This is a genomic window from Pseudomonas sp. NY15374 (genome assembly GCF_048068255.1).
Lineage (GTDB): Bacteria > Pseudomonadota > Gammaproteobacteria > Pseudomonadales > Pseudomonadaceae > Aquipseudomonas > Aquipseudomonas machongensis.
The window spans coordinates 141806-166122 of sequence record NZ_JBLUPZ010000010.1 but is presented as its reverse complement, the minus strand read 5'-3'; the positions used below and the strand labels follow the sequence as shown (position 1 = coordinate 166122).

General features: G+C 62.4%; 23 protein-coding genes. 8 read left to right on the top strand and 15 right to left on the bottom strand.

The window, feature by feature from the left end:
• The first annotated feature begins 25 nt into the window (after positions 1–25).
• Positions 26–556: a ferritin-like domain-containing protein gene (locus ACNFHO_RS20650; protein WP_065861630.1), complete on the top strand. Its 531-nt coding sequence runs from the start codon at positions 26–28 to the stop codon at positions 554–556.
• A gap of 65 nt (positions 557–621) precedes the next feature.
• Here ACNFHO_RS20650 and ACNFHO_RS20645 read toward each other — a convergent pair whose 3' ends face one another.
• Positions 622–1803 (bottom strand): epoxide hydrolase family protein, encoded by a 1182-nt coding sequence (locus tag ACNFHO_RS20645; RefSeq protein WP_414154367.1) that lies wholly within the window; start codon positions 1801–1803, stop codon positions 622–624.
• Between the two features lie 116 nt (positions 1804–1919).
• Between ACNFHO_RS20645 and ACNFHO_RS20640 the strand changes: the two genes are divergently transcribed.
• On the top strand, positions 1920–2507 hold the full coding sequence (locus tag ACNFHO_RS20640; protein WP_416767189.1) for a TetR/AcrR family transcriptional regulator: 588 nt from the start codon (positions 1920–1922) through the stop codon (positions 2505–2507).
• Positions 2508–2575: 68 nt separating this feature from the next.
• Here the strand turns inward: ACNFHO_RS20640 and ACNFHO_RS20635 are convergent, their stop codons facing one another.
• Positions 2576–4639, bottom strand: a complete 2064-nt coding sequence (locus ACNFHO_RS20635) for an AsmA family protein (RefSeq protein WP_416767187.1) — start codon at positions 4637–4639, stop codon at positions 2576–2578.
• Positions 4640–4980: 341 nt separating this feature from the next.
• On the opposite strand from ACNFHO_RS20635, the gene ACNFHO_RS20630 reads away from it, so the two are divergent.
• The 3 genes from ACNFHO_RS20630 (at position 4981) to ACNFHO_RS20620 (ending at position 7386) form a co-directional block, all read left to right on the top strand.
• Positions 4981–5436, top strand: a complete 456-nt coding sequence (locus tag ACNFHO_RS20630; RefSeq protein ID WP_200603084.1) for a phage infection protein — start codon at positions 4981–4983, stop codon at positions 5434–5436.
• Positions 5437–5561: 125 nt separating this feature from the next.
• A complete protein-coding gene (locus ACNFHO_RS20625) occupies positions 5562–6194 on the top strand; it encodes a TetR family transcriptional regulator (RefSeq protein ID WP_054894553.1) in 633 nt (210 codons plus the stop codon).
• 82 nt (positions 6195–6276) lie between these two features.
• Positions 6277–7386, top strand: coding sequence for an AGE family epimerase/isomerase (locus ACNFHO_RS20620; RefSeq protein WP_416767185.1), 1110 nt, complete (start codon positions 6277–6279; stop codon positions 7384–7386).
• Positions 7387–7440: 54 nt separating this feature from the next.
• Here the strand turns inward: ACNFHO_RS20620 and ACNFHO_RS20615 are convergent, their stop codons facing one another.
• The 6 genes from ACNFHO_RS20615 to ACNFHO_RS20590 form a co-directional block, all read right to left on the bottom strand.
• A complete protein-coding gene (locus ACNFHO_RS20615) occupies positions 7441–8208 on the bottom strand; it encodes an SDR family oxidoreductase (RefSeq protein WP_054894551.1) in 768 nt (255 codons plus the stop codon).
• A 594-nt stretch (positions 8209–8802) separates the two neighbouring features.
• Complete coding sequence (locus ACNFHO_RS20610; RefSeq protein ID WP_054894550.1) at positions 8803–9519, bottom strand: ABC transporter ATP-binding protein; 717 nt, start codon at positions 9517–9519, stop codon at positions 8803–8805.
• Positions 9516–10391 carry an ATP-binding cassette domain-containing protein gene (locus ACNFHO_RS20605; RefSeq protein WP_063546373.1) on the bottom strand — a complete coding sequence of 292 codons (876 nt, stop codon included), beginning with the start codon at positions 10389–10391 and terminating at the stop codon, positions 9516–9518. The genes ACNFHO_RS20610 and ACNFHO_RS20605 overlap by 4 nt, the downstream gene beginning before the upstream one ends.
• The gene (livM, locus tag ACNFHO_RS20600; protein ID WP_416767183.1) at positions 10388–11689 is read right to left on the bottom strand and encodes a high-affinity branched-chain amino acid ABC transporter permease LivM; all 1302 of its coding nucleotides are present in this window, start codon (positions 11687–11689) and stop codon (positions 10388–10390) included. The genes ACNFHO_RS20605 and livM overlap by 4 nt, the downstream gene beginning before the upstream one ends.
• A 2-nt stretch (positions 11690–11691) precedes the next feature.
• Positions 11692–12606 carry an ABC transporter permease subunit gene (locus tag ACNFHO_RS20595; RefSeq protein ID WP_054894547.1) on the bottom strand — a complete coding sequence of 305 codons (915 nt, stop codon included), beginning with the start codon at positions 12604–12606 and terminating at the stop codon, positions 11692–11694.
• A gap of 159 nt (positions 12607–12765) precedes the next feature.
• The gene (locus ACNFHO_RS20590; protein WP_054894546.1) at positions 12766–13902 is read right to left on the bottom strand and encodes a branched-chain amino acid ABC transporter substrate-binding protein; all 1137 of its coding nucleotides are present in this window, start codon (positions 13900–13902) and stop codon (positions 12766–12768) included.
• A 470-nt stretch (positions 13903–14372) separates the two neighbouring features.
• On the opposite strand from ACNFHO_RS20590, the gene pncB reads away from it, so the two are divergent.
• Together pncB and nadE are read left to right on the top strand one after the other, a co-directional pair.
• Entirely contained in the window at positions 14373–15578 is a 1206-nt protein-coding gene (gene pncB / locus ACNFHO_RS20585) for a nicotinate phosphoribosyltransferase (RefSeq protein ID WP_054894545.1), read from the top strand.
• A 3-nt stretch (positions 15579–15581) separates the two neighbouring features.
• Complete coding sequence (gene nadE / locus ACNFHO_RS20580) at positions 15582–16409, top strand: ammonia-dependent NAD(+) synthetase (protein ID WP_416767182.1); 828 nt, start codon at positions 15582–15584, stop codon at positions 16407–16409.
• Positions 16410–16525: 116 nt separating this feature from the next.
• Here nadE and azu read toward each other — a convergent pair whose 3' ends face one another.
• Positions 16526–16972: an azurin gene (gene azu / locus ACNFHO_RS20575; RefSeq protein WP_054894543.1), complete on the bottom strand. Its 447-nt coding sequence runs from the start codon at positions 16970–16972 to the stop codon at positions 16526–16528.
• A 372-nt stretch (positions 16973–17344) separates the two neighbouring features.
• Between azu and ACNFHO_RS20570 the strand changes: the two genes are divergently transcribed.
• The gene (locus ACNFHO_RS20570; RefSeq protein WP_054894542.1) at positions 17345–17932 is read left to right on the top strand and encodes a TIGR00730 family Rossman fold protein; all 588 of its coding nucleotides are present in this window, start codon (positions 17345–17347) and stop codon (positions 17930–17932) included.
• A gap of 63 nt (positions 17933–17995) precedes the next feature.
• On the opposite strand, the gene ACNFHO_RS20565 is transcribed toward ACNFHO_RS20570, so the two are convergent.
• The 6 genes from ACNFHO_RS20565 to rpsF all read right to left on the bottom strand — a co-directional run bounded on the left by ACNFHO_RS20565 (position 17996) and on the right by rpsF (position 24098).
• Positions 17996–20296 carry a YgiQ family radical SAM protein gene (locus ACNFHO_RS20565; RefSeq protein WP_063546380.1) on the bottom strand — a complete coding sequence of 767 codons (2301 nt, stop codon included), beginning with the start codon at positions 20294–20296 and terminating at the stop codon, positions 17996–17998.
• 216 nt (positions 20297–20512) lie between these two features.
• A complete protein-coding gene (gene dnaB / locus ACNFHO_RS20560) occupies positions 20513–21910 on the bottom strand; it encodes a replicative DNA helicase (protein ID WP_054894540.1) in 1398 nt (465 codons plus the stop codon).
• A gap of 112 nt (positions 21911–22022) precedes the next feature.
• Positions 22023–22469 carry a 50S ribosomal protein L9 gene (gene rplI / locus ACNFHO_RS20555; RefSeq protein ID WP_003249568.1) on the bottom strand — a complete coding sequence of 149 codons (447 nt, stop codon included), beginning with the start codon at positions 22467–22469 and terminating at the stop codon, positions 22023–22025.
• 20 nt (positions 22470–22489) lie between these two features.
• Complete coding sequence (locus ACNFHO_RS20550; protein WP_054894539.1) at positions 22490–23380, bottom strand: hypothetical protein; 891 nt, start codon at positions 23378–23380, stop codon at positions 22490–22492.
• A gap of 33 nt (positions 23381–23413) precedes the next feature.
• Positions 23414–23644 (bottom strand): 30S ribosomal protein S18, encoded by a 231-nt coding sequence (gene rpsR / locus ACNFHO_RS20545; RefSeq protein WP_003249563.1) that lies wholly within the window; start codon positions 23642–23644, stop codon positions 23414–23416.
• A gap of 28 nt (positions 23645–23672) precedes the next feature.
• Positions 23673–24098: a 30S ribosomal protein S6 gene (gene rpsF / locus ACNFHO_RS20540; protein WP_029612766.1), complete on the bottom strand. Its 426-nt coding sequence runs from the start codon at positions 24096–24098 to the stop codon at positions 23673–23675.
• Between the last annotated feature and the right edge of the window lie 219 nt (positions 24099–24317).

The following is a 24317-nucleotide window of genomic DNA, read 5'->3' as shown; positions in this document are numbered from 1 at the left end:
CCCCCTGATCTGTATGGAGAGAATCATGAGCAACGTTGAACTGACCGATATCAACACTTTGCGCCAGCGCGCACGCCAGCATGTAGAGCAAGGCGCCGTCACCGAAGGCTACAACGCCGACCGCGAGACCATCATCCGCCTGCTCAACGAGTCGCTGGCCACCGAGCTGGTCTGCACCCTGCGCTACAAGCGCCACTACTTCATGGCCAGTGGTATCAAGGCCAGCGTCGCTGCCGAGGAGTTCCTCGAGCACGCGAACCAGGAATCCGAACACGCCGACAAGCTGGCCGAGCGTATCGTCCAGCTGGGCGGCGAGCCGGACTTCAACCCGGACAACCTGAGCAAGAACTCCCACGCGCAGTACGTGGCCGGCAGCAATCTCAAGGAGATGGTGCTCGAAGACCTGGTTGCCGAGCGTATCGCCATCGACAGCTACCGCGAGATCATCCAGTACATCGGTGACAAGGACCCGACCACCCGTCGCATCTTCGAAGACATCCTGGCCCAGGAGGAAGAGCACGCAGACGATATGTCGGACTTGCTGCAAGGGCTGTAGGAGCGGGCTTGCCCGCGAAGAGGCCGTCGCGGTGCCCGGCACCGCGACAAGCCCGCTCACCCCTCTCAGCGGAACCGCGCAAAGGCCCGCCACATCTCCCGGGCAAAGATCTGCGGCTGCTCGAACGCCGCGAAGTGCCCGCCGTGCTCGGCTTCATTCCAGTAGAACAGTTCAGCGTAGGCTTGCTCGGCCCACTTGCGCGGCGGCTGGAAGGTCTCGGCGGGAAACACCGTGGCCCCCATCGGCAACTGGATGCGCTCTGAAGACGCACGCACCGCCGAGAAGAAACTGCGGTCGCGAATGGTGCTGCCCACACCCTCCCAGTACAAGCGGGCGCTGGACGTACCGGTGCCGGTGAACCAGTACAGCGAGATGTCGTCGAGCATCTGGTCGCGGCTCAGGGCATCTTCCGGGCGCCCCTTGTTATCGGTCCACTCCCAGAATTTCTCGTACATCCACATGGCCAGCGCCAGCGGCGAGTCGTTCAGTGCATAGCCGATGGTCTGCGGCCGGGTGTTCATCTGGTCGGCATAGCCGGACATCTGGTCCAGATAATGATCCACGTCACTCAGCGCCCGCAGCTCGGCCTCGGTGGGATGCTGCGGTGCGTGCTCGGGCACCACCAGCAACAGGTTCACATGGGCGGCGAGCAAGCCCGCCGGCTGCTGACTGGCCAGTGCGTGGGTGATCGCCGAACCCCAATCACCACCCTGGGCGACCCAGCGCGGGTACCCAAGCCTCTCGGTCATCAGCACGGCCCAGGCGCGGGCAATTCGCTGTGGATTCCAGCCCCGCTCGGTGGGCTTTTCCGAGAAGCCATAGCCGGGAATCGACGGCACCACGACGTGAAAGGCGTCTTCGGCACGGCCGCCGAAGCGGGTCGGGTCGGTAAGGCGCTCGATGACGTCGAGAAACTCCACCACCGAACCCGGCCAGCCATGGGTGAGCAGGATCGGCATCGCCTGGGGATGCGGCGAGCGCGCATGGATGAAGTGAACAGCGACGCCGTCGATCTGTGTGTGGAACTGCTCGAAGCGGTTGATGCGAGCCTCGAACTGGCGCCAGTCGTAGTGGTTGAGCCAATGGTCGATCAAGCCCTTGGCAGCCTCCAGGGGCACGCCCTGGGACCAGTCGGCGACCAGTTCCGGGTCGGGCCAGCGGATGGCGCGCAGGCGCTGGTGCAGGTCGTCGATTGCAGCCTGCGGGATATCGACCTTGAATGGCTCAAGGGTGGAAAGCGTGGACATGTTCAACTCCGGATGAAAACGAACCTGTAGCGGTCACTACAAACACTAAGTCGCGCCTCCGAACACTGTCAACGAAAAACTTTAACGACTGCTACAAATGCGATAGAGTGCCGCCCATGACACGAAAAATCTCATTCGACTATCAGCAAGCCCTGGCCAGCGCCACGGACTTGTTCTGGAAAAACGGCTACGCCGCCACCGGCCTGCGCGATCTGCTCAAGGTCATGGGCATCGGCGAGGGCTCGTTCTACAACACCCTCAAGAGCAAGAAGCAGCTCTACCTGGCCTGCGTCGAGCGCTACAACGAAGAGGTGGTCGGCAAGCGCGAACAGGCCCTGTTGGCCGCACCGACTGCGGCCCTGGGCATCCGTGCATTCTTCGCCGATGTGCTCGACAGCCTCGACAACCCACAAACGCCCTCGCGCCTGTGCCTGCTGGCGGCGATGGAGACCGAGGAAGTGCTGGTCGACGACGAGCTGAGGTTACGCGCCGAGCAGGCGCTGGCGAACTTGAAAGCGATGTTCGCCGGGCGCCTGGCCGAGGACCGCGAACGTGGGGAGTTGCCGGCAAGCCTGGACCCGCAATTGAATGCAGCGATCATCGCCACCTACCTCAAGGGGCTGTGGCGCATGGCGTTGGTGGAGTATGAGCGGCCGGCGTTCGAGCGGCAGATCGATGCCTTCCTGACGGCGCTCGGGCTGTAGCCGATTATTTGGCTGGGCCGGCCCTACCGCGGGACCAGTCGGGGCGCCGAACCGCCGTGCCGCGCCCTCTACTTCTTCGGCTTCACCGCCGCAGGCGCCTTGCCGGCCTTCATCCGCTCCAGCAGCGGCGTGCACTGGTTGGGCACATCACCACTCGGAGCGATCAGCGCCAGCAACCCGGCGGCCGGCCCGATCGCCACACCCAGCGCTACCATCCCTGCGCCACGCAAGGCCAGCGGCACCGCTTGCACGCCAGCACTGGGCTTGGCGAACGGCCCACGCACATACAGCGGTGAGCGCAGCGAGAACAGGCGCAGCCCCTTGGATTCCGGAGTGACCTTCAGGTCCAGTTGCTCGCTGGCGAAATTCGCCGTGCCATCGATGTAGATGATCGCGTTCTCGGTGTCGAACACGAACAGCCGCGTGGTCGCCAGGCCATCCTTGATACCGACGTCGGCCGCCGCGCAGTTGATCTTCACATCCTCGTCGCCAAACAGCTTGTCGACCACGTAGTTGCCGACGTTGAGCCCGGCGATCTCCATCAGGCTGCGGCTGATCGCACCATCATTGATCAGCAGGCGCAGGTCGCCGTTGGAGGTGCCCAGCAACGCCGCCACAGAGTTGCCGCGACCGCTCAGGTCGGCGTCGCCGTTCAGCTCGCCGAAGCTGGTCTGCATCGGCGCGAAGGTGGGGAACAGCTCCTTGAGCTTGAAGCCGCGGGCAGTCAGGCGTGCCCGGCCCTGCATCGGCACCGAGCGGCCATCGAGGCGAATACTGGCATCGAGGTTGCCGCCGGCCACGCCAAAGCGCAGCGGGACCATACGCAGCAGACCGTCCTCGAGCACCACATGGGCAGACAGATCCTTGAACGGCAACTGCTCGCTATGCACGATGCGCTTGCCAGCGAACGTCACGTCGGCATCCATCGCCCGCCAGCGGTCGGTGCGGAACTCCTCTACCGGCAGCACCTTGCCGGTCGGCTGCTTGCTGGCACCACCACGGGCTTTTTGCTCGGCATTGGAATCGGCGCCGATCAGTGGCGCCAGGTCCTTGAACAGCAACTGATTGGAGACCAGGTTGCCGGAGAGCTTGGGGCGTGGCTGGCTGGCGACGAAGGCCAGGTCGCCATGGATGTCGCTGTCACCGATCTTGCCGTTGAAGCCTTCGTAGCGGAAACGCGCGCCCTGCGGATCATGCAGGTTGGCGCTGAGGTGGCCGTCGGTGGAATACGCCGGGGTATCGGGCAGGGTCACACCGGTCAGCGGGTAGAGGTTGCCCAGGCTGCTGCCGGAAAGCTTCAGGCGCAGGTCCAGAGCGCCGAGATTGCGTGGGTCGGTCAGGGTGCCGGCGACGGCTGCGCGGGTGTCGCCTACGCGCGCATCGACCTGCAACGGGAATGGCTGCCTGGCGTCCTGCAGCGCCAGCAGGCCGCCGATCTTGCCGGTCGCGGACACTGGCTGGCCCTTGTAGCGGCCTTCGGCCTTGAGCCCGAACGCGTAATCCTGCGCGCCACCGGCTTTTTCCGCGCTGGCCTTGCCGACGATCTCGCTGAACGGGATCGGCTTGCCCAGCGGGTCGATCTGCACCTTCATGTCGGTCTTCAGGGTCTGGTCGTCGAAGCGCACATTACCCTGATCGAATCCGATCGCCCCGATATCGAGCACCCACCTGGAAGGTTCGGCGTTCTCGTCCTTGGGCCCGAAATCGAAAGTCCAGTTGGCGCGGCCGTCAGCCAGGCGCGTGAGACTGGCGGTGGGATGAGTGAGGTCGATTCGGGGGATCGAGATCTGCTGGAACAACAGCGGCAGCGGCGACAGGCGAAACTCGACACGCTCCAGGCCGACCATCTGCGGCTCCTTGAGCCAGTCGGGGTTGCCCAGGGTCAGGTCTTCGGCCACGAAGCGCGGCCAAGGCACCCAGGCGCGCCAGCCGCCCTCATCGGGCTCGCGCTGCCAGTGCACGGCGAGGTTGCCATTGATGGCGAACGGGCGGTGCAGCGCTTCGGAGACCTTCTCGTTGAGCAGCGGCTTGATACGGTTCCAGTCGAAGGTGGCAATCACCACCACCAGTATCGCCAGCAAGGCCGCGAGGCTGGCGAGGATCCAGGTGAAGATTCTGGCGGGGCGCGTCATTGCGGGGTTCTCCTGACTGCAAGACTTGAAGCGGTGCGGCAAAGGCATTCCCTACTTCGGACTGATGAAAGCCCGAGGGGTTTTATCGACGACGGCAATGATAGCGAAGTTTTTTCTGACCCATTCCTCAGCTTTGCGGGTGAAATCGACCTGGATGTTACCGGTGAAACGCGGTAGCACGTAGCCACCAACCACCCCGAAATCATTGATCCAGAGCCTTCCCGGTCAACCATCATTTACGTCGATTGTTACCATTAGCCATATGAACTTTTTTCTTGAGTTACCAAGCGTAGCATTGCCCTCGTACCCACTTTCCAGCGTCCCACGAGGAGCACCGAATCATGAAACGCCAACTGCTGCTGAGCCTGAGTCTTTCCATCCTGGCCGCCAACGCCTTCGCCTTGCCGGCTGCCGACCAACACCTGAGTGCCGAAGCCCGTTCCAGCTCGGCAGTGATTTCCCAGCCCCTGAAGACAGTTGCCGAAGGTGGCTCTGATCGTCTGATCGAACGCAACAACCGCGTCGCCGAAGGTGGCTCGGACCGTCTGATCGAACGCAACAACCGCGTAGCCGAAGGTGGTTCTGACCGTCTGATCGAACGCAACAACCGCGTTGCCGAAGGTGGCTCGGACCGTCTGATCGAACGCAACAACCGCGTTGCCGAAGGTGGCTCGGACCGTCTGATCGAACGTAACAACCGCGTTGCCGAAGGTGGCTCGGATCGTCTGATCGAACGCAACAACCGCGTAGCCGAAGGTGGCTCTGATCGTCTGGTCGAAATCCGCCGCGTGAGCTGATGCCCATGGCTGATAACGACAACTCGACATACAGCGCTTGCTCCCCTCCAAAGCCCGGTCCATTGACCGGGCTTCGTTTTTTTATCTAGAGTGCCAAGCCGTACAGTCACAGAATCCAGAGCCCCATGCTGCCGCGTGCCGAACAGAAGCAACAGACCCGCCAGGCCTTGCTCGACGCCGCCTGCCAGCTCATGGAGAGTGGCCGGGGCTTCGGCAGCATCAGTCTGCGCGAAGTGGCCAAGGCGGCCGGCATCGTCCCCACCGGTTTCTACCGGCATTTCCCCGACATGGATGCCCTGGGCCTGGCGCTGGTCGCCGAGGTCGATGCCACCTTCCGCCAGACCATTCGCCTGGTGCGCCACAACGAATTCGAACTCGGTGGCATCACCGACGCCTCGGTACGTATCTTCCTCGATGTGGTAGCGGCACACCGCGCCCAGTTCCTGTTCCTCGCCCGTGAACAGTACGGCGGCTCGCAGCCCGTGCGCCAGGCCATCGCCCGACTGCGCCGGGATATCAGCTCTGACCTGGCCACCGACCTTGCACGCATGACCCGCTGGCAGCATCTGGACAGCGCCGCCCTCGGGGTGATGGCCGACCTGGTGGTCAAGACCGTGTTCGCCACCCTGCCAGAGCTGATCGACAGCCCTGATCCGGCTTGCCCGCAGGCGCTGACCGCGCAGGACAAGATCACCCAGCAACTGCGCTTCATTTTCGTCGGGGCGCGGCATTGGCAGGGGTTGGGGAATCCGGGCTGAAGCCTGCGAAGCGGCCGGCACAATCAACCCCTCCCCCAGTTCTGCTACCATGGCGCCCTGCCCGATTGCGACGAGCGCCTTCATGTCCAACCCCCGCCCTACCCCGTCCGAGCTGAGTACCTGCCTGGCTTCTGTGCGCGAACATTTCGCCAAGCGCATCGTGCCCTTGTGGCAAGGTCCCGGTTGGAACGCCGACATGGCCCTGCCCTTCGAAGCCCTCGACGCCGAACACCACCCCCTGCCGGTGCAGCGCTACCGCGCCATGGCCTGCGCACGCCAGCTGTACCTGTTCAGCAGCCGCATCGAGCAACCCGGTGCCGCCGAGCGCGCCGCCGCCCTGTTCCGCTCGCTGCAACGGCATTTTCACGATGCCGAGCACGGCGGCTGGTTCTACAGCATCGATGCCGACGGCAAGCCACTGGACCGACGCAAGGACCTCTACACCCACGCCTTCATCGTCTTCGCCTGCGCCCACTACTGGGGCAAGGTCCGCGAAGGGCTGGTCGAGTCGGCGCTGAACGCCGCCCTGGAAATCATCGAGGAGCAGTTCGCCCGGGATGATGGCCTGTACGAAGCCGTGCTCGGCGAAGATTGGTCCGATCTTGGCAGCGGCCCGCTGCAGAACCCGCAGATGCACCTGGCCGAAGCCTTCCTGCAGACCCTGGCCGTGCGCGAGGACGATGCCGCGCAAGCGGCCCTGCTGCAGTTATGCACAGCCCTGCAGGCGCAGTTTATCGATCCGACCCACGGCGTGATGCTGGAGAAACCCCGCGGTGCTGTGGATAACTGGTTCGAGCCTGGGCACCAGTTCGAATGGTTCTACCTGCTCGACACCTCGCCACTGCTGCGCGGCACACCGCTGCATGCATCGATCAGCCGGGCATTCGAGTACGCCGAGCGCTGCGGCGTGAAGGACGCGGCGGTGCTCGCTTCGCTGGATGTCGAAGGCAAGGTGATCGATGCGACCCAGCGGATCTGGGCCCAGGCCGAATATCTGCGGGCGCTGGCATTGAAGCCAGGCAACGAGGCGAAGCTGATGACCCAGCTCAAAGCCCTCGAAGACAACTTCCTGCATGCCGGCGGCTGGCACGAATGCCGCGACGGCCAGGGCGCAGTCAGCCGACACGACATGCCGTCCACCACGCCCTACCACCTGGCCACCTGCCTCGAAGGCCTGCAACGCCTGCTCTGATTGATGTAGGGGCGCCGAACCGCCGCTCCTGCAAGGGCTGGCGTGGAACCGTTTTCAGCCCTTGGCCGAACGGTCGATCGAGAACCCAGCCCAGTCCTGACTTACCGGCATCAGCTCAAGGTTGTTGATGTTGATGTGCGCCGGCTGGTTGAGCACCCAGAAGATAGTGTCAGCGATGTCCTGCGGCTGGATCGGCTCGGCGCCCGCGTAGGTAGCGTCGTAGCGCGACTGGTCGCCACCGAAGCGCACCAGCGAGAACTCGCTTTCGCACAGGCCCGGCTCGATGTTGGTCACCCGTACGCCGGTGCCGCGCAGGTCGCAGCGCAGGCTCAGGGAGAACTGCCCGACAAAGGCCTTGGTGCCGCCATACACATGGCTGCCCGGATAGGGATAGTTACCCGCCACCGAACCCACATTGAGGATGCTTGCGCCACGGCCATGGGCGATCAGGCGCGGCAACAGCAGGCGGGTGGTGTACATCAGGCCCTTGATGTTGGTATCGACCATGGTTTCCCAGTCGTCCAGGTCGCACTGCGGTGCAGGGTCGGCGCCCAGGGCCAGCCCTGCGTTGTTGACCAGGCCCTGCAGCTTGTCGAAGGCCGGCGGCAGGCTGGCAATGGCCGCCTCCATCGCCTTGCGGTCGCGCACATCGACCACCAGGCCGAGCACCTCGGTCTTGGCCGACAGCTCGGCGCACAGGGCATCCAGGCGCTCCTTGCGGCGACCGGTAAGCACCAGCTTCCAGCCAGCGTCGGCGAAACGACGGGCAGTGGCTTCACCGAAACCGGAAGTGGCACCTGTGATGAATACGGTGGACGTCATGCTGTTCTCCTTCGCTGTAGGGGTCGTCGCAGGCCTTGCAGCATGCCCGCGGCGCACGCTGGCAGCAAGCCGTTTTCGGTACTGGTCAAAAAACAGGCAACACCTCGAAAGCCTTGCAGCACAAGGGCTGGTGCAGGCTATACGCATCTTATCCACAAGGCTTTCCCCATGGATTGGGGGCAACTCGTCGGTCAAAGGGAACCCTTTGACCTGGATAAACTCTTTCAGAACGCTCAGGTGATGGCGCAACGCTTTCAACCATGCTGTGTCCAGCAGTCTGTCCAAGGGTTGCGCACAGACTTATCCACAGAAAGGCAACAGCGATTTCGAGCCGCGATTCATGGGCAAAAGCGCGACGCAATAGTGCACAAAGCGTGACTGATCAAATATTGACCAACGCCATGCAGGCCTTTGGATACGTGGGATCCAGCGACATGCCACCATGTTTTCCACAGGCGGTTCCACATTAATCGTGGAAAACATCGTGCCTGTGGAAACAAGGGGTTATGCAGGGAATCTACGGTGGTTCAAGCGGGATGTGCGACAAGTTGTCCACATTGGCGACCGGGGCCGCAAAGCAGCCCCTGCCACACCTCAATGCCCGCCCAGATAGGCGCTACGCACCTCTTCGTTGACCAGCAACTCCTGCCCGGTCCCGGTCATGCGGATCTGCCCGTTGACCATCACATAGGCCCGGTCCGACAGTTTCAGCGCATGGTTGGCGTTCTGCTCGACCAGGAAAATGGTCATGCCGGTCTTGGCCAGTTCGCGCAGGGTCGAGAAGATCTGCTTGACCACGATCGGCGCCAACCCCAGCGACGGCTCGTCCAGCAACAGCAGCTTGGGCCGGCTCATCAAGGCGCGGGCGATGGCCAGCATCTGTTGCTCGCCGCCGGACATGGTCATGGCCCGCTGGTTGCGTCGCTCCTTGAGTCGCGGGAACAGCTCGTACATGCGCTGCATGTCTTCGTCGGCATGCTTGTCGCCGATGGGGATGGTGCCCATCATCAGGTTCTCCTCGACGGTCATGTCGGGGAACACCCGCCGCCCTTCCGGTGACTGGGCGATGCCGTTGGAGGCGATGTAGTGCGACGACTTGCGGGTAATGTCGGTGCCACGGTAGAGGATCTGCCCGGAAGCTGCCCGCGGTTGGCCGAAGATCGACATCAGCAGCGTGGACTTGCCCGCGCCGTTGGCACCGATCAGGCTGACCGTCTCGCCCTCCTCGATATGCATCGAGACCTTCTTCAGCGCCTGGATCGGCCCGTAGAACACATCCAGGTCCTTGAGCTCGAGAATGGGTGCACTCATATCAGTTCCTCTTCGTCGGCACCCAGGTAGGCGGCGATTACCGTCGGGTTGTTGCGGATGTCCTGCGGAGCGCCTTCGGCGATCACATTGCCGTGGTCGAGCACGACGATGTGATCGGAAATGCTCATGACCATGCCCATGTCGTGCTCGATCAGCACCACGGTGATGTCGTGTTCGTCGCGCAGCACACGGATCATACGACTCAGCGCCTCGGTCTCCTGCGGGTTGAGACCGGCGGCCGGCTCGTCCAGGCAGATGATCTTCGGCCGCGTGCACATGGCCCGGGCGATCTCCAGCCGACGCTGCTGACCGTACGACAACTCGCCAGCCAGGCGGTTGGCGCAATCGACCAGATCGACCACCTCCAACCAGTAGAACGCGTGATCCAGCGCGTCGCTTTCGGCCTGGCGATACCCCTTGGTGTTGAGCACCCCGGCCAGCAGGTTGCGGTTGACCCACATGTGCTGGGCCACCAGCAGGTTTTCCACCACCGACATTTCCTTGAACAGACGAATGTTCTGGAAGGTGCGCGCAAGGCCCGCGCGGTTCACCAGATGGGTACCGCCGAACATCTTGTAGTACAGACGATTGGCGAAGCGGGCCGGCGAAACGAAATCCGTCGCCTCGAAGCGTTCGCCCAGCAGTTGGATGACGTTGGTGTGGCTGCCACGCACGTTCAGCTCGATACGCCCACCGCTGGCCTTGTAGAAGCCGGTCAGGCAGTTGAACACCGTGGTCTTGCCGGCGCCGTTGGGGCCGATCAGGGCGAAGATCTGGTTGCGCTTGACCTTCAGGCTGACGTCGCTGAGCGCCTTGATGCCGCCGAACTGCATCATCAGGTTGTCGACCGAGAGAATGATTTCGTCGCTCATGGCGCCACTCCTTTACGTGGGACCACGCCAGTGCGGCTGATGCGAATCAGCCCTCGCGGTCGCCAGATCATCATCAGCACCATCAGCACACCGAACAGCAGCACGCGGTACTCGGAGAAGCTGCGTAGCAGCTCCGGCGCCACGGTCAGCACGAAGGCGGCGATCACCACGCCCACGGTCGAGCCCATCCCGCCCAGCACGACGATGGCCAGGATCAACGCCGATTCGAAGAAGGTGAACGAGGACGGGTTGACGAAGCCTTGGTAAGTGGCGAAGAACACCCCGGCAAGACCGGCAGTAGACGCGCCAAGGGTGAAGGCCGAAAGCTTGACCAGCACGTGGTTCAGGCCCATCGAACGGCAGGCGATCTCGTCTTCGCGCAGCGCCTCCCAAGCGCGGCCGACCGGCATGCGCGTCAGCCGGTGCTTGATGTAGAGCACCGCCAATACCACCAGGAACAGCACGATGTAGATGAACAGGAACTTGTAGTTGGCGTTGTATTCGATACCGAAGAACTCGTGGAACGGCACCCCGCCATCCTTCGCCCGACGGCCGAACTCCAGCCCGAAGAAGGTCGGCGACGGCGCCGGCATACCGTTCGGGCCACCGGTGAACGACAGCCAGTTGTTCAGCACCAGGCGGATGATCTCACCGAAGCCCAGGGTCACGATCGCCAGGTAGTCGCCATGCATGCGCAACACCGGGAAGCCCAGTATGCATCCGGCCAGTGCCGCAGCGATGGCCGCCAGCGGCAGCACGCTCCAGAAGCCCAGCCCCAGGTACTGGTAGCCCAGCGCCAGGCCATAGGCGCCAATGGCGTAGAACGCCACGTAACCCAGGTCGAGCAACCCGGCCAGGCCGACCACGATGTTCAGGCCCAACCCCAGCAGCACATAGATCAGCCCGAGGATGACCACGGTCAGCAAGTACTTGTTGGCAAAGATCGGGAAGACGATGGCGATGACGATCAACGCCGGGATGATGTAGCGCAGGCGCGACTTGTAGTCGGGTGCCAGCACGTGCACGCCTGAGCCGCCGCTGTCGAAACCTTGCAGTAGGCGTTGGCCGGTGGTTGTCTGCAGGAACAGGCTGAGCACGAAGCGACCGATCATCACCCCGCCGACCAGCCAGGCTACGCGCTGGGGTTGTGCATTGAAGCTGTAGCCGTCGAGCACCACGCCGACGACCGGTCCGAAAACGATGAGCGCCAGCAGGCCGGCGACGAGGGTCTCGATCAGGCTGCGCTTGATGTCGAAACCCTTGCTTGGGGAAGTGGAGGCAGTATTGGCAACGGACATGATCACACCTTAGCCACGAGCGGGCGACCGAGCAGGCCTTGTGGACGGAAGATGAGGATTATCACCAACAGCGAGAAGCTGAATACGTCCTTGTAGTCGGAGTTGACCAGCCCAGAGAACAGCGACTCGGAAATGCCCAGGATGATCCCGCCGAGCATGGCGCCCGGTAGCGAGCCGATGCCCCCGAGTACCGCGGCAGTGAACGCCTTGATGCCGATGATGAAGCCCGCATAGAAGTCGAAGGTGCCGTAGTTCATGGTGATCAGCACACCCGCCAGCGCTGCCATCACCGCACCGATGACGAACACATAGGAGATCACCCGGTCGGTGTTGATCCCGAGGATCGACGCCATCTTGCGGTCCTGCTGGGTGGCGCGGCACATGCGCCCGAGCTTGGTGTACTTGATGACATAGGTGAGCAGGCCCATGCCGACGAAAGCGGCCACCAGGATGAAGATCTTGGTGTAGGTGAGCTGGACGAAGCCGGTGCCGATATCGACGCGCCAGGCACCTTCGAGCAGGGTCGGTACGCCTTGCTGGCGCGCCCCCTGGCTGAGTTGCGCGTAGTTCTGCAGGATCAGCGAGATACCGATGGCGCTGATCAGCGGCGCCAGGCGGGTGGAGTTGCGCAGTGGCTTGTAGGCGATGCGCTCGATGGTGAAGCCATAGACACCGGTGACGACAATGGTGAACAACAGCGTGCCAAGCATCAGCAGCGGGAAGGATTCGATACCGAAGTAGGCCAGCAATGCCAGGCTGATTGCCGCGAGATACGCGGAGATCATATACACCTCGCCGTGCGCGAAGTTGATCATGCCGATGATGCCATAGACCATTGTGTAGCCGATGGCGATCAGACCATAGACAGACCCGAGGGTCAGCCCATTGATCAGTTGCTGCAGGAAAATACCATCCATAACGCAATCTCACCTGTTGAGATTGCACGAGCGCCGACCACGGCGAGGGCAAGGGCAGAGCGTCCCTCGCCGCGCAGGACTGTGCAGATCTACGGATAAAGTACAAATACCGCGGGGCCGCGGCCCGGTGCGCCAAGGCGACCGGGCTTCAAGCCATTGTTATTTTTGTTTTTCCAGCTGGTGGTACTTGCCGTTGGCATCCCACTGGTAGACCACGTAGTCGGAGACGGTCAGGTCGCCCTTGCTGTCCCACTTCTTCTCGCCCATGACGGTCTTGACCGGATTGGCCTTGAGCCACTTGGCGGCGTCTTCGCCCTTGTTCGACTTGGCGCCGTTGAACGCGGCGGCCAGCGCCTGGATCGAGGCGTAGGCGTACAGGGTGTAGCCTTCAGGCTCGGTGCCGGCCTTGCGGAACTCCTCGACCACCGCCTTGCTGTCCGGCAGCAAGCGCGGGTCGGCACCAAAGGTCATGTACACGCCGTCGGTGTATTGCGCACCGCCTGCGGTGGCCACCAGTTCGTCGGTGACGATACCGTCGTCGGACATGAACTTGACGTCCTTCAGGCCCTGCTCGCGCAGTTGGCGCACCAGCGGACCGGCTTCCGGGTGCAGGCCGCCGAAGTAGACGACGTCGGCACCGGTGGAGCGGATCTTGGTGACCACGGCGCTGAAGTCCTTCTCGCCACGGGTCAGGCCTTCGTACAGCACAGGCTTGACGCCGCGCTTCTCGAGCTGCGCCTTGGTCGCATCGGCCAGGCCCTGGCCATAGGTGTCCTTGTCGTGCAGGACCGCGACCTTCTTGCCCTTGAGCACATCGACGATGTAGTCGCCAGCTACGATGCCCTGCTGGTCGTCACGCCCACACATGCGGAACATGGCCGACAGGCCACGCTCGGTGACCTGCGGGTTGGTCGACCCGGGGGTGATCGCGATGACGCCCGCTTCGTCGTACACCTCGGAGGCGGGAATGGTGTTGGAGGAGCAGAAGTGTCCGACCACGCCGATCACCTTGTCCTGATCGACCAGGCGGTTGGCAACGGCCACGGCCTGCTTCGGCTCGCAGGCGTCATCGCCCTTGACCAGGACGATCTTCTCGCCGTTGATGCCGCCGGCCTTGTTGACCACATCGGCTGCCGCCTGGGCGCCCTTCATGTATTGCTCGCCAAACGCTGCGTTGGCGCCGGTCATCGGGCCCGCTACGCCGATCTTTACGTCGGCCTGTACATACGAAGAAACACCCAGTGCCGTAGCCACGGCCAGTGCCAGGAAACCTTTCTTGTAAAACGTCTGCGACATGAGGTGGTGCTCCTAGAGTTTTTTTAGTTGGCACTACAACTTCATCAACCCTGTGCTCTGAGCAAGGGCCGTGCCATCGGTTTTGTCTTCCGGGAAAACACACTCCGCTGGGCCACTGCAGACCTCCGCCGGTCGTTTCTTTATTGAGCGTGCAACCGTCTGCCACAGGGCAGGCGCCACTGAACGCAAAACAAAGGAGCAACCGCAAGGTGCCATCATTGCAACCCTCGCAAGTGTTTACGTGCAACCATCCTGTAACAGCATGACGTCACCGAAGTGCACACCGCTGGTGCGCGACTGCTACAGGCAGGCACTGTTTCAAGGCTAGACGCTGTGACGGGGAATGGGGTTTATCGATGATGGCCTTTTCGCATTCAGGCGGCGTTTCCCCACAAAGAGGCCACCACAAATCCCTGGCCCCCTCTCGAAGCTGGCACAATAGGCACCAATCGCCGCCCTGGAGCCATTCAATGAGCGAGAGCGCATTCGCCGAGCGCATCGTGCATAACCTGCTCGACACCGACTTCTACAAGCTCACCATGATGCAGGGCGTCCTGCACAACTACCCGGACGCCGACGTGGAATGGGAATTCCGCTGCCGCAATGGCGAAGACCTGCGCCCCTATCTGGGCGAAATCCGCCGGCAGATCGAACGGCTGGCCGACCTCACCCTCGACGACGGCCAACTGACCTTCCTCGAGCGCATCAGCTTCCTCAAGCCCGACTTCCTGCGCTTTCTCGGCCTGTTCCGCTTCAACCTGCGCTACCTGCGCATCGGCATCGAGCACGACCAGCTGTTCCTGCGCCTGCGCGGCCCGTGGCTGCACGTGATCCTGTTCGAGGTGCCGCTGCTGGCGATCATCAGTGAAGTGCGCAACCGCCACCTGCATCCGCAGATGCGCCTGAACGCTGCGCGCGACCAGCTCCATCGCAAGTTCGACTGGTTGCGCGCCAATGCCAGCGAAGAGGAGCTGGGCGCCCTGCAGGTCGCCGACTTCGGCACCCGCCGACGCTTCTCGAGCCGCGTGCAGGAAGAAGTGGTGCGGGTGATGCGCGATGACTTCCCGGCACGCTTCGTCGGCACCAGTAACGTCGACCTGGCATGGAAACTGGATATCAAGCCACTTGGCACCATGGCCCACGAATGGATCATGGCCCACCAGCAACTCGGCCCACGGCTGATCGACAGCCAGATCGCCGCACTGGACTGCTGGGTGCGCGAGTACCGCGGGCTGCTCGGCATCGCCTTGACCGACTGCATCACCATGGATGCATTCCTCGGCGACTTCGACCTGTACTTCGCCAAGCTCTTCGACGGCCTGCGCCACGATTCCGGCGAGCCGGTGGCCTGGGCGGAAAAGGCCATCGCGCACTACCGCAAGCTGGGGATCGATCCGATGACCAAGACCCTGGTGTTCTCCGATGGCCTGGATCTGCCGCGCACCCTGCAGATCTTCCGCGCACTGCGCGGTCGCATCAATGTCAGCTTCGGCATCGGCACCAACCTGACCTGTGACATTCCGGGTGTGGCGCCGATGAGCATCGTGCTTAAAATGACCGACTGCAACGGCTCGCCAGTGGCGAAGATTTCCGACGAAGCCGCCAAGACCCAATGCCGCGACGAGAACTTCGTCGCCTACCTGCGTCACGTATTCAAAGTCCCTAGCAAGGAGTAACCCATGCAAGCCGTTCAGCAAGAGATTGCCCAGGCGCTCAAGGTACAGCCGCCCTTCGCCGACGCCGCCGCGCTCGAGAAGGAAGTGGCCCGGCGCGTGGCCTTCATCAAGGACTGCCTGGCCAACGCCCGGCTCAAGACCCTGGTGCTAGGCATCAGCGGCGGCGTCGATTCGCTGACCGCTGCCCTGCTCGCCCAACGCGCTATCAATGAACTGCGCGCCGAGACCGGCGACCAGGCCTACACCTTCATCGCCGTGCGCCTGCCCTACCAGGTGCAGCACGACGAGCACGACGCCCAGGCCTGCCTGGAGGTGATCAAGGCAGACGAAGTGCACACCGTCGATATCGCCCCGGCTGTCAGGGCCCTGGCCGCCGAAGTGGCGGAACTGAAGAACGGCTCGCCGACCCTGGTCGACTTCGTCGTCGGCAACGTCAAGGCGCGCACCCGCATGGTCGCCCAGTACACCATCGCTGGCGCGCGCGCAGGCCTGGTGATCGGCACCGACCACGCCGCCGAGGCGGTGATGGGCTTCTTTACCAAGTTCGGTGATGGTGCCTGTGACCTGGTGCCGCTGAGCGGGCTGGTGAAGAACCAGGTGCGGGCGATCGCGCGCAGCTTCGGTGCGCCGGAATCGCTGGTGGAGAAGGTGCCGACTGCAGATCTGGAAGACCTGGAACCAGGCAAGCCGGACGAGGCATCGCACGGGGTGACCTACAAGGAGATCGACGCCTTCCTGCACGGTGAGTCGGTGCGCCAGGAAGCCTTCGACATTATCGTCGCCACCTACCGCAAGACCCAGCACAAGCGCGAACTGCCGTTCGCCCCTTGAAAAGCTTCGCGGGCAAGCCCGCTCCCACAAGTTGCTCACTGTTCTCAAGGGTAGTGAACAACCTGTGGGAGCGGGCTTGCCCGCGAATTGGGCCTTAAGGCCCTACACAACAGCCATTACTTGACGACAACCTTGCCCTTCATCATCGAGATGTGGCCCGGGAAGGTGCAGAAGAAGCTGTAGTCGCCACCGGCTTCGAGCTTGGAGGTGTCCAGCTTGATGGTGTCTTTCTCGCCAGCGCCGATCATCTTGGTGTGGGCGATGATCGCAGCGTTGTCAGCCTTGATGTAGTCCTTGTCCAGACCCTGGGTCATGCCCTCGGTGGCAATGGCCTGCATGTCGGCAGTCTTGCTGATCACCAGGTTATGGCCCATGACGTTCTTCGGCAGGCTGCCACCATGAGTCAGTTCGATCTCGACGGTCTTGCAGCTCTTGTCGACGGTGAACTCCTTGGTGTTGAACGACATCTGGTCGGTAGAGTCGACAGTCACCTTGCAGTCGGCGGCAAAGACAGAAGCGCTGGCGAGGGTCAGCAGGGATACCGCTACAGCTTTCGCAAACATCGTGAATCTCCTTGGCAGGGTTTTATCAATTGCGAGACTGCCTGAAACCGGCCAGGCCCTTGCTGATTTGAATCAAGGGCCATCAATGAGCCAGCCAGTAGTATTGTTCAATGGATTGTATACAAACAATCTAAGAGCACATCATGCCTGCTTGATAGACGATGGGACAACCTCTCATTTAGGAGCAAGTGCCATGAATCTCGGAAATTTCATGCGCGGCCTGTTGGCTGCCTATGCGTGCGGCGCAACCGGTGCTGCGGTCTGCGAGTTCGCCCGACCGGAGTGAAATCGACGCTTGGAGCACGCGGCATTGCGTCTTACCCTGTGTGCCCCGCTGCCTGCGCAGCGGGTGAACTGCACTGGAGATAAGCAATGCCCGTACGTTCCGTCTGTGTCTTCTGCGGCGCCAGCATCGGCGCCAACCCGGCCTATCGTGAGGCCGCCATCGCCCTCGGCCAGGCCATCGCCCACCGCGGCCTGACTCTGGTCTACGGCGGTGGCGCCGTCGGCCTCATGGGCATCGTCGCCGATGCTGCCATGGCCGCTGGTGGCGAAGTCATCGGCATCATCCCGCAGAGCCTGATGGACGCCGAAGTCGGCCACAAAGGGCTGACGCGCCTGGAGGTGGTCGACGGCATGCATGCCCGCAAGGCGCGCATGGCCGAGCTCAGCGATGCCTTCATCGCCCTACCGGGTGGGCTGGGTACGCTGGAAGAGTTGTTCGAGGTCTGGACCTGGGGCCAACTGGGCTATCACGCCAAGCCGCTGGGGCTGCTGGATGTGAATGGCTTCTATGAAAAGCTTGGCGGCTTCCTCGACCATATCGTCGAGGAAGGTTTCGTGCGGCCGCAGCACCGGGCGATGCTGTTGCTCGGTCAGCAGGCGGATGAGCTGCTCGATGGCATGGACAGCTTCATCGCCCCGGTGGCGCCGAAGTGGGTCGATCACAAGCCTGATTGATCGTTTTACAGAACCTGTGGGGACGGCGCTTCGCCCCCACCATGTTCCTTGCGGGCCTGGAGGTCAGCGCGGAATCACTGGCTGGCGCGGCTTCTTGTTGCCCTTGCCGCCTTTGGCCGCTTCCTTGCGCTCCTTGGCCGCCTGCTGGTTGCGGGCGAATGCCTCGGCCTTGGCCTTCTCGCGCTTGTCCCACGGCTTGCTGCCATCGCTGGCACGCGGCGGCAGGCCGTTGTGCTGGGTGAGGATCTTCTGCTCCTTGGCCACCTTGTGGCTGCCAGCCGGCGTCGAGTTCTTGCGACGGGCGCTCTGGTAGCTGTCGGTCTGCGGCTGGTGCAGCGGGATCAACTGGTGCTTGCCCGGGCCGATCAGGTCGGCGCGCCCCATGCGGGTCAGCGCTTCACGCAGCATCGGCCAGCCCTTCGGGTCGTGGTAGCGCAGGAACGCCTTGTGCAGGCGGCGCTGCTCGTCGCTCTTGACGATCTCCACACCCTCACTCTTGTAGGTAACCTTGCGCAGCGGGTTCTTGCCCGAGTGGTACATGGCCGTGGCCGACGCCATGGGCGAAGGGTAGAACGCCTGCACCTGGTCGGCGCGGAAACCGTTGCCCTTGAGCCAGAGGGCCAGGTTCATCATGTCTTCGTCGGTGGTGCCAGGATGCGCAGCGATGAAGTACGGGATCAGGTACTGCTCCTTGCCCGCTTCCTTCGAGTACTTCTCGAACATGCGCTTGAAGCGGTCGTAGCTGCCGATACCCGGCTTCATCATCTTGTCCAGCGGACCACGCTCGGTATGCTCCGGGGCGATCTTGAGGTAGCCACCGACGTGGTGGGTGACCAGCTCCTTCACGTACTCCGGCGACTCGACCGCCAGGTCGTAACGCAGGCCCGAGGCGATGAGGATCTTCTTCACCCCCGGCAGCGCACGCGCCTTGCGGTACAGCGAAATCAGCGAGCTGTGGTCGGTATTGAGGTTCTCGCAGATGCCCGGGAACACACATGACGGCTTGCGGCAGTGCTTCTCGATCTCGTGGCTCTTGCAGGCGATGCGATACATGTTGGCGGTCGGCCCGCCCAGGTCAGAGACCACGCCAGTGAAGCCCGGTACCTTGTCGCGCATCTCCTCGATCTCGTGCAGGATCGATTCGTGGGAGCGGTTCTGGATGATCCGGCCTTCGTGCTCGGTGATCGAGCAGAAGGTACAGCCGCCGAAGCAGCCGCGCATGATGTTCACCGAGAAGCGGATCATCTCGTAGGCCGGGATGCGCTCCTTGCCATAGGCCGGGTGCGGGACGCGCGCGTAGGGCATGCCGAACACGTAGTCCATTTCCTCGGTGCTCATCGGAATGGGTGGTGGGTTGAACCACACGTCCACTTCACCGTGCTTCTGCACCAGGGCGCGGGCGTTGCCTGGGTTGGTTTCCAGGTGCAGCACGCGGTTGGCGTGGGCATAGAGCACCGGGTCGTTGCGTACCTTCTCGAACGATGGCAGACGGATCACCGACTTCTCGCGGGTCATGCGCGGGCTGTCGAGAATCTGTACGACCTTGGCTTCGTTCGGGTCTTCCACCTCGCCCTTGGCCTGCTCGATGGCGCAGGCCTGGGTGTCCTGGGTGTTGACGTAGGGGTTGATGATCTTGTCAACACGGCCCGGACGGTCGATGCGGGTGGAGTCGATCTCGTACCAGCCCTCGGGGGTGTCCCGGCGGATGAACGCGGTGCCGCGCACGTCGGTGATCGACTCGATCTTCTCGCCGTTGGACAAGCGCTGGGCAACCTCGACCACCGCCCGCTCGGCGTTGCCGAACAGCAGGATATCGGCGCTGGCATCGACCAGGATCGAGTGGCGGACCTTGTCCTGCCAGTAGTCGTAGTGGGCGATGCGGCGCAGCGAGGCCTCGATGCCACCGAGCACGATCGGCACGTGCTTGTAGGCTTCCTTGCAGCGCTGGCTGTACACCAGACTGGCGCGGTCCGGACGGCTGCCGGCCAGGCCACCAGGCGTGTAGGCGTCGTCGGAACGCACCTTCTTGTCGGCGGTGTAACGGTTGATCATCGAATCCATGTTGCCGGCCGCGACACCGAAGAACAGGTTCGGCTCGCCGAGCTTCATGAAGTCGTCTTTGGACTGCCAGTTCGGCTGGGCAATGATACCGACGCGAAAGCCCTGGGCTTCCAGCAGGCGGCCGATGATGGCCATGCCGAACGATGGGTGGTCGACGTAGGCGTCACCGGTCACGATGATGATGTCGCAGGAATCCCAGCCGAGCTGATCCATCTCCTCCCTGCTCATCGGCAGGAAAGGCGCTGGCCCGAAGCATTCGGCCCAGTACTTGGGATAGTCGTAGAGTGGTTTGGCTGCTTGCATGTCAGTGACCGGTTCTGGTGTGCAGGGAAATCGCGGGCGCGGAATATAGCACAAATTTTGACCAAATCCGACGGTGGTGGTCGGAATCATAGTGATCGCCCAGAAAAACATCGCCCCCCTGTGGTAGCGGGTTTACCCGCGAATGCGATGGCGGGTTCAACATCGCATTCGCGGGTAAACCCGCTCCCACAGGGGGGCCGATTCAGTTCTGGGGGGTTATTCGTCGTCGTCGAAGTTGTACATGCCCGGCGCCAGGTTCTCGAAGCGGGTGTACTTGCCAATGAACGCCAGGCGTACAAAACCGATCGGACCGTTACGCTGCTTGCCGATGATGATTTCCGCCACGCCCTTGTGCTCGGTCTCGGGGTGATACACCTCGTCACGGTAGACGAACATGATCACGTCGGCGTCCTGCTCGATCGCTCCGGATTCACGAAGGTCGGAGTTGACCGGGCGCTTGTTCGGGCGCTGCTCCAGGGAGCGGTTGAGCTGCGACAGCGCGATGACCGGGCAGTTGAACTCCTTGGCCAGGGCCTTGAGCGAGCGCGAGATCTCGGAAATCTCGTTGGTCCGGTTGTCGCCGGCCGAGCCCGGAATCTGCATCAGCTGCAGGTAGTCGACCATGATCAGCGCGATCTCGCCATGCTCACGCGCCAGGCGGCGGGTACGTGCACGCATCTCCGAGGGGCTGATACCGGCGGTGTCGTCGATGAACAGCTTGCGGTCATTGAGCAGATTGACCGCCGAGGTCAGGCGCGGCCAGTCATCGTCGTCGAGCTGGCCGGAGCGGACCTTGGTCTGATCGATGCGACCCAACGACGAGAGCATACGCATGATCAGCGATTCGCCAGGCATCTCGAGGGAGAACACCAGCACAGCCTTGTCGCTGCGCAACACGGCGTTCTCGACCAGGTTCATGGCGAAGGTGGTCTTGCCCATCGACGGACGGCCGGCGACGATGACCAGGTCGGCGGGCTGCAGGCCGCTGGTCTTCTCGTCCAGGTCGGTAAAGCCGGTGGAAACACCGGTGATGTCGCTGTCGGAGTTGAACAAGGTGTCGATACGGTCGATCGCCATGGTCAACAGCTCGTTGACCCCCACCGGGCCACCGGTCTTGGGCCGCGCCTCGGCGATCTGGAAGATCTGCCGCTCGGCGTCGTCGAGAATCTCTTCGGCGTTGCGCCCTTGCGGGTTGAAGGCGTTGTCGGCGATGTCGGTACTGATGCTGATCAATTGGCGCAGCGTCGCCCGCTCGCGGATGATCGCGGCGTAGGCCTTGATGTTGGCCACCGACGGAGTGTTCTTGGCCAGCTCGGCCAGGTACGCCAGACCACCGACCTGGGTCGATAGGCCTTCCTTGTCCAACTGCTCGTGCAGGGTGACCACGTCGAACGGCTGGTTGGCATCGGCCAGCTTGTGCACGGCACGGAAAATCAGACGGTGGTCATGCCGGTAGAAATCGCCATCGGACACCTGGTCCAGCACTCGCTCCCAGGCGTTGTTATCCAGCATCAAGCCACCGAGCACAGCCTGTTCGGCTTCGATGGAATGCGGCGGCACCTTCAGGGCAGCGGTTTGCAGGTCGAGCTGTTCGGGATTGGTAATCTCGTTCATGGCCACGCAAGAATTCTGGGGGGTTCAAAAAGACAAAGGGCACGGCCTGAAAAACAGGACCGTGCCCGATGTTAACCGGCTGGCCCGCAAGGGGCCAGTCAGTCAGCGCAGCTTAGGCAGCTACGACGACCACGCGTACGGTGGCTTCAACGTCGCTGTGCAGGTGCACAGCTACGTCGTATTCGCCAACCTGACGGATGGTGCCGTTCGGCAGACGAACTTCAGCCTTGGCCACTTCAACGCCGGAGGCGGTCAGGGCATCAGCGATGTCGTGGGTGCCGATCGAACCGAACAGCTTGCCTTCGTCGCCAGCGGTGGCAGTGATGGTCACTTCCAGCTCGGCCAGTTGGGCAGCGCGGCTTTCAGCCGAAGCTTTCTTGTCGGCAGCGGCTTTTTCCAGCTCTGCACGACGCTCTTCGAATGCAGCCAGGTTAGCGGCGTTGGCAACGGTGGCCTTGCCGAATGGCAGCAGGAAGTTACGGCCGTAACCAGCCTTAACTTTTACTTTGTCGCCCAGGTTGCCCAGGTTGGCGACTTTTTCCAGCAGGATCAGTTCCATTTGGTAAAACCTCTTAACTTTTAACCTTCACCGTTCGCGGAATCATTCCCCTTGGGGGAGTGGCGACCGCGAAAATCAATCAGGCTGTCGACAATGGCCAAGACCACGAGCAACGGATAGGTCAGCTGCATGAACAGCACCAGCGTCACGTACAACCCCACCAGCCAGAACCTGGCCAAGCGTTTCTGGGCCACCAGCCCATGCAGCAGGGCAATGCCCGCGAACATGAGCGGCACACTGCACAGCGGCGTAAGCAAGGCGACGGCGGAACCGAAGTTCGGCCCGAACACCATGCACGCCAGCAGCACCAGTGCCGGCACCAGGGGAATCCGCACCGCTTGAAACTCGCGGCCAAAACCTCCCGGGTTGTACAACGCGGCCTGCCAGTACCGGCCCAACATCAGGGCCAGAACGCTGACGACCTGCAGCAAAGCTGCAATCAGGCCGTTGAGCACCGGTACGATGAGTGCCCCCAGGTGTGCCTGCTCCTCCACCGACAACTGCTGGTAGAGACCGTCGAGCATCTGCGGCAGGGCTTTTTCAAGCGCTCGCGCCAGAGCTTCGATCGGTTCGCGGAACACTGAACCGAGGATGACACCGTACAACAGGCCCAAGGCGATGCTGGACAACAGCACCCGGTTCCAGGAGTGCCCGGCGCGCAACAGCGCAGCCAGCCCCAGCGTCCCCAGCAGCACCATCAAGGTGCGCGGCTCACCGAAGATCCACCAGGCCAGCGCGGGCAAGATGCCCCACACGATGACCGAGGATGCGTCCTTGAAACCACGCCGCAGGAACACCAGGCTCCCGGCGGCGGCACTCAACCAGAACAACAGCGGCAATGCCGCACAACCAGCCACCACGACAGTGGCCTGCACACGACCGCGCATGATGAAATCAGCCAACGCTCGCATGCCTATCCCTTACTACTTGTCGACGACCCGGTCTCAGCGGCCGTGGCTGTCGGTGTAGGGCAGCAGGGCCAGGAAGCGGGCGCGCTTGATAGCGGTAGCCAGCTGACGCTGATAACGAGCTTTGGTACCAGTGATACGGCTTGGAACGATCTTGCCGGTTTCGGATACGTAAGCTTTCAGGGTGTTGAGATCTTTGAAGTCGATCTCTTTCACGTCTTCAGCAGTGAAGCGGCAGAATTTACGACGACGGAAGAAACGTGCCATTTAATAGGCTCCTCTAAAGGTCCGTGGATTACTCGTCAGCGTTATCGCTGGAGTCGCTGTCATTGCTGTCGTCGCCATCGGCGGAGTCAGCATGCTCAGGACGCTCGCGACGCTCACGGCGCTCGCTGCGGTTCTCTTCAGCCTTCAGCATCTCGGACTGACCGGTAACGGCTTCGTCGCGACGGATGACCAGGTTACGGATAACGGCATCGTTGTAGCGGAAGTTGTCTTCCAGCTCGGCCAGGGCCTTGCCGGTGCACTCAACGTTCAGCATCACGTAGTGAGCCTTGTGAACATTGTTGATTGCGTAGGCCAGTTGACGACGGCCCCAGTCTTCCAGGCGGTGGATCTTGCCACCATCTTCTTCGATCAGCTTGGTGTAACGCTCGACCATGCCGCCGACTTGCTCGCTCTGGTCCGGGTGAACCAGGAAGATGATTTCGTAATGACGCATGAATGCTCCTTACGGGTTAGTAGTCTGCCAGCGAATCTGGTCAGACAAGGAGTGAATGACACTGTATGTCTTGCTTGAGAGGAGGCACATGCGCGCCTGCCAGCTCGGCAAGGGGCGCAATTGTAGAGAAGGCGGGTTGGACAAGCAAGGTGATTGGCGATTATTTGAACAGTCGGAAACATATTGGCGGGATATGTGAACGCGGCGGTGATGCTTTCG

Coding starts and splice junctions, on each gene's coding strand:
- ACNFHO_RS20650 (WP_065861630.1), top strand. CDS start 26: ATGAGCAACGTTGAACTGACCGATATCAACACTTTGCGCCAGCGCGCA.
- ACNFHO_RS20615 (WP_054894551.1), bottom strand. CDS start 8,208: ATGACGTCCACCGTATTCATCACAGGTGCCACTTCCGGTTTCGGTGAA.
- ACNFHO_RS20645 (WP_414154367.1), bottom strand. CDS start 1,803: ATGTCCACGCTTTCCACCCTTGAGCCATTCAAGGTCGATATCCCGCAG.
- ACNFHO_RS20570 (WP_054894542.1), top strand. CDS start 17,345: ATGCCCGTACGTTCCGTCTGTGTCTTCTGCGGCGCCAGCATCGGCGCC.
- ACNFHO_RS20565 (WP_063546380.1), bottom strand. CDS start 20,296: ATGCAAGCAGCCAAACCACTCTACGACTATCCCAAGTACTGGGCCGAA.
- pncB (WP_054894545.1), top strand. CDS start 14,373: ATGAGCGAGAGCGCATTCGCCGAGCGCATCGTGCATAACCTGCTCGAC.
- rpsF (WP_029612766.1), bottom strand. CDS start 24,098: ATGCGTCATTACGAAATCATCTTCCTGGTTCACCCGGACCAGAGCGAG.
- ACNFHO_RS20635 (WP_416767187.1), bottom strand. CDS start 4,639: ATGACGCGCCCCGCCAGAATCTTCACCTGGATCCTCGCCAGCCTCGCG.
- ACNFHO_RS20550 (WP_054894539.1), bottom strand. CDS start 23,380: ATGCGAGCGTTGGCTGATTTCATCATGCGCGGTCGTGTGCAGGCCACT.
- ACNFHO_RS20630 (WP_200603084.1), top strand. CDS start 4,981: ATGAAACGCCAACTGCTGCTGAGCCTGAGTCTTTCCATCCTGGCCGCC.
- ACNFHO_RS20640 (WP_416767189.1), top strand. CDS start 1,920: ATGACACGAAAAATCTCATTCGACTATCAGCAAGCCCTGGCCAGCGCC.
- ACNFHO_RS20620 (WP_416767185.1), top strand. CDS start 6,277: ATGTCCAACCCCCGCCCTACCCCGTCCGAGCTGAGTACCTGCCTGGCT.
- livM (WP_416767183.1), bottom strand. CDS start 11,689: ATGTCCGTTGCCAATACTGCCTCCACTTCCCCAAGCAAGGGTTTCGAC.
- ACNFHO_RS20610 (WP_054894550.1), bottom strand. CDS start 9,519: ATGAGTGCACCCATTCTCGAGCTCAAGGACCTGGATGTGTTCTACGGG.
- ACNFHO_RS20595 (WP_054894547.1), bottom strand. CDS start 12,606: ATGGATGGTATTTTCCTGCAGCAACTGATCAATGGGCTGACCCTCGGG.
- rplI (WP_003249568.1), bottom strand. CDS start 22,469: ATGGAACTGATCCTGCTGGAAAAAGTCGCCAACCTGGGCAACCTGGGC.
- ACNFHO_RS20605 (WP_063546373.1), bottom strand. CDS start 10,391: ATGAGCGACGAAATCATTCTCTCGGTCGACAACCTGATGATGCAGTTC.
- dnaB (WP_054894540.1), bottom strand. CDS start 21,910: ATGAACGAGATTACCAATCCCGAACAGCTCGACCTGCAAACCGCTGCC.
- azu (WP_054894543.1), bottom strand. CDS start 16,972: ATGTTTGCGAAAGCTGTAGCGGTATCCCTGCTGACCCTCGCCAGCGCT.
- nadE (WP_416767182.1), top strand. CDS start 15,582: ATGCAAGCCGTTCAGCAAGAGATTGCCCAGGCGCTCAAGGTACAGCCG.
- rpsR (WP_003249563.1), bottom strand. CDS start 23,644: ATGGCACGTTTCTTCCGTCGTCGTAAATTCTGCCGCTTCACTGCTGAA.
- ACNFHO_RS20625 (WP_054894553.1), top strand. CDS start 5,562: ATGCTGCCGCGTGCCGAACAGAAGCAACAGACCCGCCAGGCCTTGCTC.
- ACNFHO_RS20590 (WP_054894546.1), bottom strand. CDS start 13,902: ATGTCGCAGACGTTTTACAAGAAAGGTTTCCTGGCACTGGCCGTGGCT.